This is a genomic window from Pararhodospirillum photometricum DSM 122 (assembly GCF_000284415.1).
GTDB classification, from domain to species: domain Bacteria; phylum Pseudomonadota; class Alphaproteobacteria; order Rhodospirillales; family Rhodospirillaceae; genus Pararhodospirillum; species Pararhodospirillum photometricum.
In genome coordinates, this window is record NC_017059.1 from 2195991 (window position 1) to 2210594 (window position 14604).

At 65.4% G+C, this 14604-nt stretch carries 13 protein-coding genes; 5 read left to right on the plus strand and 8 right to left on the minus strand.

The window, feature by feature from the left end:
• Positions 1-114: 114 nt before the first annotated feature.
• Positions 115-1203 (minus strand): TDT family transporter, encoded by a 1089-nt coding sequence (locus RSPPHO_RS09825; RefSeq protein WP_014415093.1) that lies wholly within the window; start codon positions 1201-1203, stop codon positions 115-117.
• 148 nt (positions 1204-1351) lie between these two features.
• Between RSPPHO_RS09825 and RSPPHO_RS09830 the strand changes: the two genes are divergently transcribed.
• Positions 1352-2224 (plus strand): LysR family transcriptional regulator, encoded by an 873-nt coding sequence (locus RSPPHO_RS09830; RefSeq protein WP_041794990.1) that lies wholly within the window; start codon positions 1352-1354, stop codon positions 2222-2224.
• Between the two features lie 42 nt (positions 2225-2266).
• Here RSPPHO_RS09830 and RSPPHO_RS09835 read toward each other — a convergent pair whose 3' ends face one another.
• The 4 genes from RSPPHO_RS09835 to RSPPHO_RS17845 form a co-directional block, all read right to left on the minus strand.
• Entirely contained in the window at positions 2267-2524 is a 258-nt protein-coding gene (locus RSPPHO_RS09835; protein ID WP_014415095.1) for a YjhX family toxin, read from the minus strand.
• 205 nt (positions 2525-2729) lie between these two features.
• A complete protein-coding gene (locus tag RSPPHO_RS19915; protein WP_157879171.1) occupies positions 2730-3290 on the minus strand; it encodes a hypothetical protein in 561 nt (186 codons plus the stop codon).
• Positions 3291-3460: 170 nt separating this feature from the next.
• Positions 3461-4813: a hypothetical protein gene (locus RSPPHO_RS09850; protein ID WP_014415098.1), complete on the minus strand. Its 1353-nt coding sequence runs from the start codon at positions 4811-4813 to the stop codon at positions 3461-3463.
• A 285-nt stretch (positions 4814-5098) separates the two neighbouring features.
• Complete coding sequence (locus tag RSPPHO_RS17845) at positions 5099-7189, minus strand: ATP-binding protein (RefSeq protein WP_051013804.1); 2091 nt, start codon at positions 7187-7189, stop codon at positions 5099-5101.
• 199 nt (positions 7190-7388) lie between these two features.
• Between RSPPHO_RS17845 and RSPPHO_RS09860 the strand changes: the two genes are divergently transcribed.
• Complete coding sequence (locus RSPPHO_RS09860; protein WP_339325379.1) at positions 7389-7943, plus strand: YchJ family protein; 555 nt, start codon at positions 7389-7391, stop codon at positions 7941-7943.
• Here the strand turns inward: RSPPHO_RS09860 and RSPPHO_RS09865 are convergent.
• The 3 genes from RSPPHO_RS09865 to RSPPHO_RS09875 all read right to left on the minus strand — a co-directional run bounded on the left by RSPPHO_RS09865 (position 7921) and on the right by RSPPHO_RS09875 (position 11283).
• Entirely contained in the window at positions 7921-8457 is a 537-nt protein-coding gene (locus RSPPHO_RS09865; RefSeq protein WP_014415100.1) for a cytochrome b/b6 domain-containing protein, read from the minus strand. The genes RSPPHO_RS09860 and RSPPHO_RS09865 overlap by 23 nt on opposite strands.
• Before the next feature lie 199 nt (positions 8458-8656).
• Complete coding sequence (locus RSPPHO_RS09870; protein WP_014415101.1) at positions 8657-10300, minus strand: AMP-binding protein; 1644 nt, start codon at positions 10298-10300, stop codon at positions 8657-8659.
• Positions 10301-10335: 35 nt separating this feature from the next.
• Positions 10336-11283 carry a ChbG/HpnK family deacetylase gene (locus tag RSPPHO_RS09875; RefSeq protein ID WP_014415102.1) on the minus strand — a complete coding sequence of 316 codons (948 nt, stop codon included), beginning with the start codon at positions 11281-11283 and terminating at the stop codon, positions 10336-10338.
• A gap of 241 nt (positions 11284-11524) precedes the next feature.
• Between RSPPHO_RS09875 and RSPPHO_RS09880 the strand changes: the two genes are divergently transcribed.
• The 3 genes from RSPPHO_RS09880 (at position 11525) to RSPPHO_RS09890 (ending at position 14599) form a co-directional block, all read left to right on the plus strand.
• Complete coding sequence (locus RSPPHO_RS09880; RefSeq protein WP_242390469.1) at positions 11525-12580, plus strand: glycosyltransferase family 2 protein; 1056 nt, start codon at positions 11525-11527, stop codon at positions 12578-12580.
• A complete protein-coding gene (locus tag RSPPHO_RS09885; protein ID WP_051013805.1) occupies positions 12577-13005 on the plus strand; it encodes a GtrA family protein in 429 nt (142 codons plus the stop codon). Before RSPPHO_RS09880 ends, RSPPHO_RS09885 begins: the two co-directional genes overlap by 4 nt.
• A 223-nt stretch (positions 13006-13228) precedes the next feature.
• A complete protein-coding gene (locus tag RSPPHO_RS09890; RefSeq protein WP_157879173.1) occupies positions 13229-14599 on the plus strand; it encodes a glycosyltransferase family 39 protein in 1371 nt (456 codons plus the stop codon).
• Positions 14600-14604 lie beyond the last annotated feature (5 nt).

The following is a 14604-nucleotide window of genomic DNA, read 5'->3' on the forward strand; positions in this document are numbered from 1 at the left end:
CGGCGGGCAAAGGCGGGTAGTTTCATAAAGTAGCATATAAGGAACCGCAAAGAGAAGGCCGGGGAGGCGGGGTCTCCTCCGATTCTGCCCTCTCTTTGCGGCGTCCCCGAGGCTCTACGGGGCAAGCACCGCCACCGAGGGGCGCGCCGCTCTCACCTTGCGTGCAACATCCAGGAGCGTGGCACCGCTCACTACCGCCCAGATCCCCGCCAGCATCAGCCCCAGGCCCTGGCCGGCCCAGGCGAATCCCGCAAGGTCGGTCGCCCGGGCCAGAGCCAGGGTCGCCAGGGTGTAAACCCCGAGCGGAAAGGTAAAGCCCCACCAGCCCATGGTGAACGGCAGGCCCTGGCGCAAATAATGCCCGGTCTTCAGCATCGCCAGCAGCAGCCACCACGCCCCATAGCCCCACAACACCAAGCCGCCCACCAAACCCAGGCCCGGCGCCACCTCGGCCAGCATCGGCAAGGTCGTCTGGCACACCGAGGGCGCCGCGTTGCCCAGCACCAGCAGTCCCAACGCCCCCGTGCCAATCGGCCCCAGCGCCAGCCACCCCGTCGCCGCCATGGTCCGTTCCGGCAGCTTGTGCAGCACCAGCCGCAGCACCAAGATCACCAGCACCGACAAGGCCAGCGGCACCGAAAACGCCCACAACACATAGCAGCCCACCAAAACCGCCGTCCCCGCCTCGGGCGTCAGAAACGGCGCCAGCAAGCCGCCGCTGGCCGCCGCCACCTCGGCCGCCACGATCGGCAGCAGCCACGCAGCGGTCATCACCTCCAAGCGGTGCTGCTGGCGGGTGAACATCAGGTAAGGCACCCCCAGGCCGCAGGCCAGGGCCAGGAGCACATCGAGCCCCCACAAGACTCGCGCCACCGCCACCGCCGTCTCGCCCCACAGCGGCACGCCAAACACCAAAAAGCCGTTGACCACCGTTGCCAGGCCCATCGGGATGGTTCCCAGGAACAAGGAGCCCACGGGATCGTGCAACACGGCGCGGGCCTCGCGCCGGTACAGCAGCCAACGGGCGGCGTAGAGCAGGCTGAACACGCAGAACAAGACAAGGGCCACGCCCCATAGGACCCGGCCCACGGCAAAGGCATCGGGCAGCGGCCAGGGCAGTTGCGGCCAGACCAGGGCGAGGACGCCGGTTCCCATGGTTACGGCGAACCAGTTGGGGGTGAAGGAGCGGGTGAGGGAGGGCATGGGGGGCTCCAGGGAAAGGAAGGAAAAGGAAGGCTGGGGAGGCGGGGCCTCCCCAGCCTTCCTTCCCTGGGTTTAGCCGGGGGAGGGGTGATCGATCCAATGGGGGTTTGTGGTAAGGGTGATCGGTTTTATTCATAAGGAGAGGGGGATGACGCTCGATCAGTTGCGGGTGTTTGTGGCGGTGGCCGAGCGGCAGAACGTCACCCAGGGGGCGGCCGCACTCAATCTGGCCCAGTCGGCGGCCAGCCATGCCATCGCCACCTTGGAGGCGCGTCACGGGGTGCGGTTGTTTGATCGGCTGGGGCGGCGCGTGGTGTTGACCGAGGCGGGGCGCGTGTTTTTAATCGAGGCCCGGCAGGTCCTCGCCCAGGCCGACGCCGCCGATCGGGCCCTGGCCGAACTCGCCGGGCTGCGGCGCGGGACCCTGCGGATCGCCGCCAGTCAGACCATTGCCGGTTACTGGCTGCCCCGCCATCTGGTGGCCTTGCGGCTGGCCTCGCCCGGCCTGACCCTTGCGCTGACCGTCGCCAACACCGCCGGTGTCGCCGCCGCCGTCGCCGAGGGCGCGGCCGATCTTGGCTTTATCGAGGGCGCGTTGGAGCGTACCGACCTTGTGGCCACCCCGGTGGCTCGCGACCAATTGGTCATCGTTGTCGCGCCTTGCCACCCCTGGGCCGACGGCCGCTCCCTGACCCCCACCGACCTGCGCGACGCCGTGTGGGTCTTGCGCGAATCCGGCTCCGGCACCCGCGCGGTGTTTGAGGCGGCGCTCACCGATCTTGGAATCACGGCGCCGACCGTGGGGATGGTCTTGCCGTCCAACGAGGCCGTGCGCGCCGCCGTCGAAGCCGGTTTCGGCGCCACCGCCCTTTCGGCCTCGGTCGCCGCTGCCGGTCTCGAGGCTGGCTTACTGGTCCGCGCCCGCTACACCCTTCCCGACCGCGCCTTCTCCAGCCTCCACCACCCGGCCCGCACCCTCAGCCACGCCGCCCGGGCCTTGCTCAACGGGATCGGCACTTAAGGAATCGAGGGGTCTGGGGAGGTCGCGCCTCCCCAGCCTTTCCTACCGATTATCGGGCTGGGACCGTACCGCGACGCGGCCGGAGCGCAAAAGGCGGTAGGGGCCGCCGTTGTGGGAGCCGATCAGGCGCTTGCGCTTGAGGGCCCGAAACACCTCGACGGTGCAATTACCCAACAACAGACCATCCCGAGTCACGCAATCGACCGCGAGAAGGGTCCCGTCATCATCACGCACGATTTGGATAAGCCCGCCCTGGGCCAGGACGTGCAGCACGCGCTGCTCGTTTTTGGAAAGGTTCATGATGGCGAAAGCCTGAGCAAAAAACGCACAAGCCTAGAGATGCCCGTGTCCTTGCTGAACACGGTTGATCCTTCTAGGCCATGACCGGCTTCGCCGAAGCGAAACCGTCAGCGCGTTCCCGCCGACTCCAACATAAACCCTCGAGACTTCAGGGATCCCGATGATCGGGAATCAAGGCCCAGGTAAAACCCTGCGGGGGTGTCTGTCAAGGAAAGGCTGGGGAGGCTCGGCCTCCCCAGACCCCTCGGTCTGTTACCGCGTCCGGTGCCTTGGTGTCCTGGGCCGGGGTGTCGTCTTCCTTCAGCTTGCGCAGTTGCTCGACCTGCTTCTTGAAGATGATGTGGGCCGGGAACGCCTTGCGGGCGATGGCCAGGGCCAGGGGCTGGCCCTCGGCATCGACCTTGCCGCCCAGGCTTTGGCGAATTTCGGCCATGGTCTGGGAGACCGAGACGGTCGGGCCGTTCTCGGGCATCGGCTTGAAGATCAGGTGTGAGGGGAACAGTTTGCCCGACAGGCTGGTGGCGGCGGCGTCGGTTTCTTGCTGGGCTTCGGTTTGGGCGTCGGCCTCGGCGCGCCGCGCGGCCTTTTCCTGGTCGGACTGGGCCATCTTGTCGCCGAGCGCGCGCAGGCGGGTGCGCAGCGAGGCTCCGACCCCACCGAAGTCGGGCACCGAGGGCAAGGAGGCCCGTTGATCTCGGCCATGGCTTCGGACATCGAGACGGTCGGGCCGTTTTGCGGCATCGGCTTGAAGATCAGATATCCCCAAGCGGCGCCGTCCATGGTCAGGGCCTGCGTGGCCGAATCGAAAGACGCCAGGGTGCTTTCGCGCACGTGGTAGATTCCGTGGCCGGCTAGGGTGTCGTCGCTGGAGTCAGCCAAATCGGGCGGTAAAGCTTCGATAATGGCGCCTTTAGCAGTCGCGTACATGTGTCCTCCTCACACCTTGGCCAGGCGGCCGCCGGTGTTGGCGTAGAAGGTGGTGTCGGACTCAGTGAGGGCCACCGCCCACAACCCAGCGGCGGACCCGGTGCTATAGGTGCCGCCACACGCTGCGATCCGTTCCAGGGCCGCACTTGACGTGCTCAGGGTGTAATCGGGCACGCTCGCGAGGTTGGCGGTATCGGTCACTGTAGCGGGCAAAAATAGGTCGCGAAAATTGTGGGCTGCGCCGGCGTGGGAAAAAAAGCTGACGGGGTACCCTGAGGCGGCCCGCGCCGTCCCGGTGTCCACCCACGCTTTGTTGCCCTGACGGTCCCACACAGAGAGGACACCCGACGATGCCTGAACGCGTATACCGTCGCAGTACTGCCACACATTTCCCCACAGCCCGACGATGCCCCGATAGGTCGCGCTCGCGACGTCGGCGGCGTCCACAGCGGCGACACCCCCCTCGGCCACCCGGCCGGAGCCCAAGAGGCCTTGACTTTCCGTGCTGGCCATTTCGACAACGGCCAACATCTGCAGGGCCGCCCACTGGTAGACCGACCACAGCATGAAACCCGTCACACCCCCCGTGTTGCGGGCAGCGCATCGGGCTTGGTAATCGGTGAAGGAGATATTGGTTAGTGGCATAACCCCAGCCACAGAAGCCACTTTGGTGCCGCCGCTGTCGCTGCCTTGATACTTGCCAACCCAAAACTGATTGACCGGCGCGCCATCCTTGTAAAAAGCCGGATGGAGCACAAAGCCATCCAGGGGGCGATCGCTGATCCACCAACAGGTCTTCCCGGCCTGTGCGCTGCCCGTTGGGGCCGGGGCCACGCGATAGTAGAACGCGGGGACGCGGACCATGAGCTGGCCGTCCAGGGTCGCAGGGACCATCCCACCCCACACGGGATGCGCGTTGAATGCCGCGCCCCCCTGGGCGTAATCGCTGCCCGACAGAGTGTTGCCGCCCTTGTCCACCCGTGCCCAAGTACCGGTGCCGCCGCCCGTCGCCACAAGGGCGACGCCGATCACTTGGGCGGCCGGGTCATCCTCTGGATCGTAGCGCCACACGGCGCCGGTGCCCGTGCTGGTCAGGACTGATCCGGCTGGACCAAGCGTGGGGGGGAGCCCTGCCGCTGCAACCGACGCAGCGGCGGCTTGAGCGGACGCTGCGGCCTCGGCCGCTTTGGTAGTAGCGGTCGAGGCCGACGTAGCCACGCTGACGGCGGCCTCCGCCACGCCTTGCCCCAGGCGAGCGGCAGCTTGCAAGTCTGGAATAAAATTTTGCCGGTGGAGACCGTTTGTGTAGTCAGCACCGGTGCGGTCTTTTAGGCGGTCAATATCTGCTTGATTTATACTCATCCAACTACCTCCTCAAATGTAAAAGACGTTTTTTGGCGGCCGTAAATATTAAATTCGACAGGAGACGGTTTTAACCGACAAAAAATGTTGCGTTTATGCGCCCTGGCAATATCGTCTACGTCTGGAAGCAGAACCAGCTCTCCACTAACACCTAGCCGGCGTTGAATTTCTTCGATTTTACCAAAAGCTTCTGCGTCAGTTAGCGCCTCGAACGTCACGCTATGTTCGCGGTACGCTGGCCTCTCATCAACTACAGCGGCGCCGCCAAGTGTCTTCTCTACCTCGCTAGGATCGGTCCAGTTGTACGACGCGCCATAAGACGGGTTGACGGCGGACCTCGAAGGGCAGATCGACCCAAAACAGGCTGCCCCGGCCCGACTGGCTTTCCACCCCCAAGGTACCCTCCATGAGTTCGACCAGACGCCGCGTGATGGCGAGCCCCAGGCCCGAGCCGCCAAAACGTCGTGTCGTTGAGGTGTCGGCTTGGGTGAAGGCGTTAAAGAGGGTGGGCAGGGCATCGGCCGGGATGCCAATGCCCGTGTCACGGACGCTAAGACGCAGGCGAACCCGGGTTTCGGTCTGGCCCGAGCGTTCGACCCGCAAGGTCACGTCGCCGTGGTCGGTGAACTTGAGGGCGTTGCCGGTCAGGTTGATGAGGATTTGTTGCAAGCGCAAGGGGTCGCCGATCAAGGCCGTGGGGACATCGGGGGCGGTGGCGATCACCAGTTCCAGGTCCTTGGTGCCGGCGTTGACCGACATCAAGGTGCCGACCGCATCCAGGACCTCCTCCAGGGCGAAGGGGATATGTTCTAAGGTGAGGCGTCCCGACTCGGCCCGGGAGAAATCCAAGATGTCATTGACAATGGACAACAAGGTCCGGCCCGCCTGGGTGATGCGGGCCACCCCCTCGCGCTGGTCGGAATCTAGAGCCGAGCGCTCCAGCAGGTGGGCAAAGCCTAAAATGGCATTAAGGGGGGTGCGGATCTCGTGACTCATGTTGGCCAGGAACGCGCTCTTGGCCCGGCTGGCGCTCTCGGCAGCCTGGCGCGCCAGGGACAAGGCCGCCTCGGCGCGCAGCCGGTCGGTCATGTCCATGCCAAAGGCCAGGGCTACAATTGTCTGGCCGTCGATGGCGCTGATGCTCCACGACAGCAGGCGCTCTTCTCCCTTGCGGGTGATGAGGGGGGCATCGACTTGACGCGGCAGGGGGGCTGTTCCCGCCAAGTAGGCCTGGAACCGGGCATGGGCCACGGCGGCGCTGTCGGGAGGCAGCACGCGGTCGAACCAGGGCTGCCCCTGCACGTCGGCACGGCAGTACCCGGTGAGTTTTTCCGCCGCCTCGTTGAACAGGCGGACCCGGGCGTCCCGGTCGATTCCCACCACCAAGACGTTGGCGCTCTCGACCACCTGCCGGGCAAAGTTGCGCTCGTTGACCAGGGCGACTTCGTGGTGGGAGATGCGCCGCAAGGTCAAGATCGCCAGCAGGGCCAGCAACCCCAGTGCGCCGGCCTTGATGATGCTCTCGTGCACCCAGGGCCGGAACACGTCGTCTTCCCTGATACCTGCCGCCACCACCAATGCCGAGTAAGGGGTGGTTTCCAGGCTCAACAGCGCCATTGTCCCATCCTCCAGGGGGACCGTGGCATGGGTGGGGCCGCCGTGCGACGCGAGATGGGTGCTGAGTGTGTCGGGCCACGGCAGCCGCTTGCCCACATGGCCGGCCTGATCGGGCACGTGGGAGATCATGGTGCCATCCTGGCCCATCAGGAGGGAAAAACCACCAGGCTTGGCGACGGTTGTCAGGATATCGGTAAAAATGGGCGGCGGCAGGGAGGCCACCACCACCCCCGCCCACGTTCCCGATGCGCCCGGGGCGGTGCGGGCCCGCGAGGCAAACACCACTACCGCGCCGGTCGAGGTGACGAGCGGCCCTTGCAGAAACAATCCGCCGCGGTTGGCCGCGTCGCGAGGGGCGGTGTAGTAGGGGCGCTGGCTGGCGTCGAAGGCCTGGAGCTCAGGCCGGGTGGTGAAACGAAACAGGCCGTTGGCATCGGTGACCGACAAGGTGCGCACTTCGCCTTGCTGCTCGGCCCGGGCCATCATGTAGGACAAGAACGCCTGCTCGCGGCCGGTGGTCGCGGCGTCCAGGGCTTGGCGATCGACGTCGATCAGCATGGTGTCGATGGCCCGCACATGGTCGCCCACGCTTTCGGCGGCGATATGGGCCAAGGTGTCGAGATCCTGGAAGGCATGCTGGCGGGTTTGGGTGTAGTCGTAAAGGATTTCGCCCAGCCCAAGGACCACGACAATACCGATGGTGGCGGCGCTGAAATAGCTAAGGAGAGGGGACGACGACCGTCCGCGCGTGGTATCCATGAGCGTCTTCCCGGGGACCAACAAACCCGCCGGATCCCACCCTCTAAGGTAAGCCAAAGGGAGGGCCAACGAAAGGCCGGGTGGGGGCGCTCTGTCGATTTTCGTGGGAAAACGGCATGCTTTTGCTTTCCTTCGGGGCGCCAAGAGCGTATGGCACCCCCTTTCGGAACACACCGATACCGGGAAGAGGAGGGCACCCATGACCCATTGCCCATGCGGATCGGGCCTGACGGATCAGGCATGTTGCGGGGCGTTGCTGGCGGGCGCTCCCGCGCCGACCGCCGAGGCTTTGATGCGGTCGCGCTATACGGCATATTGTCGCGGGGATATTGACTATCTGCTGCGCACCATGACCGAGGAGGCCCGCCAGGACATCGACCCCGAGGAAGCGCGGACCGTCTCGGCCCAGGCCCGCTGGGACGGCCTGGATGTCCGTGCCACCGAGGCCGGCGGCCCCGACGATGACGACGGTGTGGTCGAGTATGTGGCGCGTTTTCGCTTAAATGGTCAGACCTGCCTGCACCACGAGCGCGCTTTTTTCACTCGGGTGGACGGCCAGTGGCGGGTGAGCGGCGGCGAGGTCAATCCCAAGGCACCACCGCGCCGGGTCGCCAGCGTCGGGCGCAACGACCCTTGTCCCTGCGGCTCAAGGAAAAAAATACAAAAAGTGCTGCGGCGCTTAAGGATCCGAGGGGTCGTGGGGAGGCTCGCCTCCCCAGCCTTTCTTTGTTTTAGGGCTTTTTCGTCCCAGTAATCATGGCTTGCACCAAGTTTTCCCGGTGGGCGAGGCTGGAACTGACAACCCCGATCAGGTGAAACCCGATGAGCACCAAGGTGAGGTTGGCAAAAAACTCGTGCGTCTCTTCCATCGCGCTTTCCTTGCCGTGCTTGCCCCGGCTGTCCTTGCTTCGATGGTCGTCATCGTCGGCCCGGGCCTCGGGAATGATCGACACGCTGGCCGCCGCCGGCTGGGCATAGAAGGGGGCGAGGGGGCCTTGGTGCTTTTCCTCGGCCAGCACCACCATCCCGGTGTAAACCGTGGCGGCGAGACAGGCCAGCAGCGCCACGGCCATGGCGCCCCCGGCCGGGTTGTGACCCACGTACCGAGGGCTCTTGCCCTGGGTCAAGCCCCCCAGGTAGCCTAACACGGCGCCCGGCCCCTTCACGAAATCGCTGAAGCGGGCGTGCTGCGGGCCGATGAACCCCCAGACCACGCGAAAGATCACGACCGTGGCGATCAGATAGCCCGCCATGGTGTGCAGTTTCAAGGCATCGTCTTCGGTGAGATAGGCGGCGGCAAAAACAGGCCACCAGCATCCAATGGCCCAGACGGACCACCGGATCCCAGACGGTGAGAGTGTCGGTGGAAGAGGATGAGGTCATGCAAGCCTCCTATGAAGGGGAACCACCGGCTCACCCTAGGACGCGGGGCATGAACCCTTTGTGAGAGCACCGTTCATCTCCGGTTCATCCCCCCTGCTGCCGCAACTCACGCCGGCGGATTTTGCCGGTGGCCGAGGTGGGCAAGGCTTCCAGAAACTCCACCTGACGGGGATAGGCGTGGGCGGCATAGCGGCTGCGCGCGTGGTCTTGAATGTCGCGGGCGAGGCCGGCCCGGCCAAGAGGGGTGTCCAGGATGGAGAGGTCGCGCGGAACGACGAAAGCCTTGACCACCGAGCCTCGGGCGGTATCCGGGACCCCGATGACGGCAACCTGGGCCACCGCCGGATGGCGTCCCAGCACATCCTCGAGTTCGGCCGGGCTGATGCGATAGCCCGAAGAAATAATCACGTCGTCTTCACGGGCCACAAACCAGAAGTACCCATCCGCGTCCTGACGTCCGACGTCGCCCGTGATCATCCAATCCCCCACAAACTTTTCGGCGGTCGCCTCAGGATTGTTCCAGTACCCTAGGAACATGGCCGGGTCGGGACGATGGATGGCAATTTTGCCCAGGTGGCCCGGGGGGAGTTCCTGGCCGTGCTCATCAATGATGGCCACGCGATGGCCAGGGACGGTTCGTCCCATGGATCCTGGCCGGACCGGAAAGAGTCCGTGGGAATTGCAGATGACGATGTTGCACTCGGTTTGGCCGTAGACTTCGTTGATGGTCACGCCCAACGTGTCGCGGCCCCAGTCGAGCAGGGAAGGCCCCAGGGGCTCGCCTCCGGCAGCGATCGAACGCAGCGTGCACACCCCGCGTACCCGCTCGGGGGGAAGCTGGCGCAAAAGCCGTAAGGCCGTGGGCGGCAGGAAGGCATTGCGGACCCGATGGCGAGCCATCAGGGCCAGGGCGGCCTCGGGGTCAAAGCGGTTGCCCCGGCAGGCGAGAACAGGAATGCCATGGTACAAGGCTGGCAAAATCAGGTTGAGAAGACCGCCGATCCACGCCCAGTCCGTGGGAGTCCAGAACAGGTCATCGGGGTGGGGTAGGAACCCGTGAGGAAGTTCGACCCCGGGGAGATGGGCAAGAAGGGTGCGTTGCGCCAGCAAGGCGCCCCGCGGGGTACCGGTGGTCCCGGAGGTGTACAGGAGCAAGGCGGGGTCATCGGCCAAGGTGTCGGCGGCTGCGGCGTACTCGGTGGCCCGGGTCAACAACTCGTCGAGACGACGCACGCCGGCCGGCGCGTCGGCATCGACCGAGATGACGGCGGGCGTTGTGGGGAGGGCGAGATCCAAGACCCGTTGGGCGCCGACGCTGTCAGTCACCACCACTTCGGCGCCGGCGTCAATGAGACGCCAAGCCAACGCTTCGGCCCCGAACAGGGAGTACAAAGGGACCGCCACCGCCCCCACCTTGAAAAGGGCGATCAGCGTGAGAAGGGTCTCGGGGCGCTGGGGGAGGAGCACGGCCACCCGGTCGCCCTTGTTGATGCCCAGGCCGCGCAGGGCGTTGGCCAAGCGATCCGAGCCTGTTTTAAGGCGGGCAAAGGTCATGGTGGTTATCTGGCCCCGATCGTTTTCGGCGATCACGGCCGGATTGTTGGCGCGGGCGGGACTGAGGGCGTGGCGGTCGCAGACATCCACGCCGATGTTGTAATATTCGGGGATGGTCCAGGCGAACCCGCGAACAAGGTCCGTGTAGGTTGTCGCGGTCCTGTCGAGCGCCATGCCAGCCCCTCCCGCGCGCCTTATTTAAGACCCATTCAAGATGGGGGAGCCTTGGCCCGCTGTCCAGGGGCAGCCGGGGGGGCTTCCCCTTTTTCTCCCCGCTGCTCCGCCGTCGGCGCGCCCTCTGCCGGCCCCCAACACGCACGGGGACGGGCCAAGCGGACCCCCGCCGTCGCCAGATCCTGGAGATACTGGGAACTGGCGAAGTACGCCGCTTCCTGTTCGCGGGCCGTGGTCAAGGAGTCGCGTGCCCGCAGGCTCGCATCCACCCGCCCCGGGTGGCAGCCGATCAGGGTCCCCGAGTCTGCCCCGATCAAAAATCGGCGAAATAGCCCGCCATAGTCGGTCTCGGGACGAAACCCATGGACCCCTGTAAAACCCTGGTTGGCCGGCAAGGCCTGCCGGACAATCGCTTGGTGCAGGGGCGTCGTGAGCCCCCGGATCATCAGGGCCCGGGGCAGCGCCACGCGCCGGCGGATTATTCGGTTGGTTTGCTCCCAGCAATCGCGGATCCACAGCCGTCCCGCCGCTAGATCGGCCCCGGCCACCGTCAAAAGGGCCCGAGCCACCCCCGGGAAGCCATGAACGTGGTGGTGTCCATCGATGAAGTGGGGCAGATGGCCGCGTGCCTGGGCGAAAGCGTCGATCTGGGCTTGGATCTCGCCTTGGACCTCGTTTTGGGGAAGCTGTCCCGTCAGGCAGGCCCGTACCAACTGTGTCAAGGGGGGGAAGCGCCCGCCCGGCGCGAGTCGGGGGCACTTGGTCAGGGGCGTGTGATCGGTCAGGGTCAGATGCAAGCCCAGGTCGGCCCATCGGTCGAAGCCGTCGAGGGCGCGGGCGTGGCGCGGCCAGTCGGGAAACACGCACATGCAGCCGGTGGCGCTCAGGCGTCCGTCGGCGATCAGGGCCCGGATGGTGTCGCTGACGCTGTCGGCCAGCCCGTAGTCGTCCGCGGATACAACAAGATGGCGTGCGGTAGGCATGACCGGCCTCCTTTCATGATGCGGGCGTCGGGCGTGCCCTTGTCAGGGGCGAGGGGGGAGGAAAAGCCGCGCAGGGGCGGCCTCCCAAGGTCCCCCGAGTCATGGGGCGAAAGCATGGGGGGGGCTTCCGGCGGTGCTCCCGCATTTATCTTGTCCCCCGAGGCGGCGCAAGGTACGAAGAGGGCTTGGGACTTTGGTTGTGCTTCTCGTCCGTGGGACCATCATGACAAGAGCCTGCGTCGTGTCGGTCGTTGTGCCCATGCACAACGAGTCTCTTTCCCTGGAAGCCCTGTTCGCCCGCCTCTCCCCCGTTCTCGATCGTGTGGGAGAACCGGCCGAGATCGTGTGTGTCGATGATGGGAGCACCGATGACACCTTGGAACGCCTCAAGGCCTTGCGCCTGCGGGAGCCACGGGTGCGCGTTGTTGCCCTCTCGCGCAACTTTGGCAAGGAAGCGGCGCTGGCTGCCGGCTTGCAGCGTGCGCGCGGTCAGGCGGTCGTCTTGATGGATGCGGACTTGCAACATCCACCTGAGCTGATCGAAGCCTTCGTTCAGCACTGGCGGGAGGGCTGGCCGGTGGTTTTCGGGCAGCGGACCAGCCGAAAGACTGACACGTGGCTGCGGCGTTGGGCGGCGCGCAGCTTTTATCGCGTGTTCGCGGCGATTTCCCAAACCCACTTGCCGGCCGGGGCGGGGGACTTCCGGTTGATGGACCGCCGCGCCGTCGATGCCCTCAACACCTTGGTGGAACGCACGCGTTTTACCAAAGGGCTGTATGCCTGGATCGGCTTTCGCTCCTTGGCTGTGCCGTTCGAGGTCGGGGAACGGGCTGGCGGGACCTCGGGCTGGCGGCTGGGGGCGCTATGGCGCTTTGCCGTTGATGCCATTACGGCATTCAGTACGCTGCCCTTGCGCATGTGGACGTATGTCGGGACTGCCGTTTCGCTGTGCGCCCTGATTTATGCGGCCCATTTTCTCATCCGCACCTTGCTGTATGGGGTGGATCTTCCGGGCTTTCCTTCCCTGATCATCGCCATCACCTTTTTTGCCGGCGTCCAACTGATCGGCCTTGGCATCATTGGCGAGTATCTGGGACGGGTCTTTACCGAGGTCAAACAGCGTCCCTTGTTCCTGGTGGCCGAGGACCTCGATCCCCTGGCGCCCCCCACCGAGGACGAGAAAGGGCGCGATCCCGGTGCCGCTGTCTTAAGCGGACGGTGGGCCGCTGCCGGGGAGGTCTCGCCGGGGGACGCGGAGCGCGACAACGCCGAGCGCCGGGGAGTGGCCGTTTCGTGACCCGGGGCCGCGGGGGGATCCCGGTGATTCCCGGGCGCTGGCTCGACCTCATCCGGTTTGGCCTCGTCGGCGTTGTGAATACTGGCTTGGACCTTGCGGTCTTCCTGACGCTCCACTCTCAAGCTGGGGTGTCCTTGCCCTTGGCGAATGTCGCCGGGTTTGCGGTCGGCGTGACCAACAGCTACTTTCTCAATGGCCTTTGGACCTTTCGCGGCGCCGGTCGGTCGGGGGGCTTCACGCCGTCGTGGCGTCAGGCCATGATTTTTGTCCTGGCCAATGGCGGGGGGCTGGGGATCAGCACCGTGGTGTTGATGGCCGCCTCCTTGGTGCTGCCCGTGCTGGCCGCCAAGGGACTGGCTATTCTTGCCGGCTTCTTCTGGAACTACACCGTATCGCGCCGGTTGTTTGTGGGATGTGAAACCTGATATGGGTCCTGTTGTCGAGCGCTGGTTGGACAGGGGTGCGCTTCTTCTGTTGACTGGCCTTCTCTGTCTTGCCCTGGCAACCTCGGGGCAGTACGGCATCTCCTGGGACGAACCTGTCCAAAAAGCGTATGGGTTTTACTTGTTGCGATACTATGAATCCGGATTTAAGGATCATAGTGCCTTCCTCTTTTCCAATCTTCATTATTACGGCGGGGCCTTCGATATGCTGGCTGCCCTGCTGTCCCGTCTTGTGCCCGGCGATGTCTATGATCTGCGCCATGCGTTGGGGGCGGGGGTCGGCGTGATCGGGCTGGCGGTGACGTGGCGGCTGGCCCGCCTTGTCGGGGGGGCGCGGGTTGGCTTGATCGCCCTGGGCCTGCTGGCCTGCACACCGGCTTGGTATGGCGACATGTTCGCCAATCCAAAAGACATCCCCTTTGCCGCCGCCGCCGCCGCCGTGGTCTGGGCGATGTGCGCCGTTCTGCGCGACTGGCCGCGCCCATCCTTTGTGTTGATCGGGGGGCTGGGACTGGCGCTCGGGCTGATGCTGGGGACCCGGATTGGCGGCTTGATTCTAGGGCCTCCCCTTGTCCTCGCCTTGGTCGCCCGGGCGCTGGGTGACGCCGGGCCGGGGCGCTGGGGCAGGGCCCTCGGGCAGGCCGTGGGCATGGCTGGGCGGTTGCTGCTGGCCCTGCCGGTGGCTGCGTTGGTCATGGCCGTGGTGTGGCCCTGGGTTGCCTTGGGGCCGACCCATCTCATTGAGGCGATGGACGTCTTTTCCCGCTTTCCCTTTTACGCCCTCCTGCCGTTTCACGGCCTGCTTGTCCCCACCACCGATTTGCCCGCCTCGTATCTTCCCACCTTGCTGGCGCTGAAGCTGCCCGAGATCACCGTCATTGCCGCTATGGTCGCCGCCGTGTGGGGCGTGGGCTATGCCGTCCAGCAGCCGCGCAGTCTGGGCAGCATCGGCGGGAGCCAGCGCCTTCTCCTGGCGCTGTGTGTTTTGGTGCCGCTGCTCTACGCCATGCTCGCCCGGCCGGTGGCCTATAACGGCATCCGCCATTTCCTGTTCATGGTGCCGCCGCTTACCGTTTTGGCGGCTCTGGTGCTGGACCGGGGATTGGAGGTGTTGGTACGGGGCTGGGGGCGACGGGCGGTTTGGGCCGGGGTCGCGGTGCTGTCCCTTGGGCTCTCGCTGCCGGTCGGCCGCATGGTGGGACTGCACCCCTATCAGTACATCGACTTTAATCTGTTCGCCGGGGGAGTCCGGGGTGCCTATCAAAAGTTCGAGCTGGAATACTGGGGCACGTCCTTGCGCGAACTGACCGCCTTGTTTGTCCAAGAAATGGAGCGTCGGGGCCTGGATCATCCCAAGGAGCCCTGGAAAGTGTGGGTGTGTGGCGAACCCACGTCGGCCGATCACTATTTCCCGCCGTATCTCGTCGCTATCGACCGCGACGAGGAAGCGGACTTCACCTTGGGCACCAGCCAGTTCTATTGCCCCCAGCCAACCCCCAACAACCACACCGTGGTGCGCTTGGAGCGCTGGGGCACGCCGCTGGCCTTTGCCCTCGACCAACGCCCCACCCCCTAGAAGGA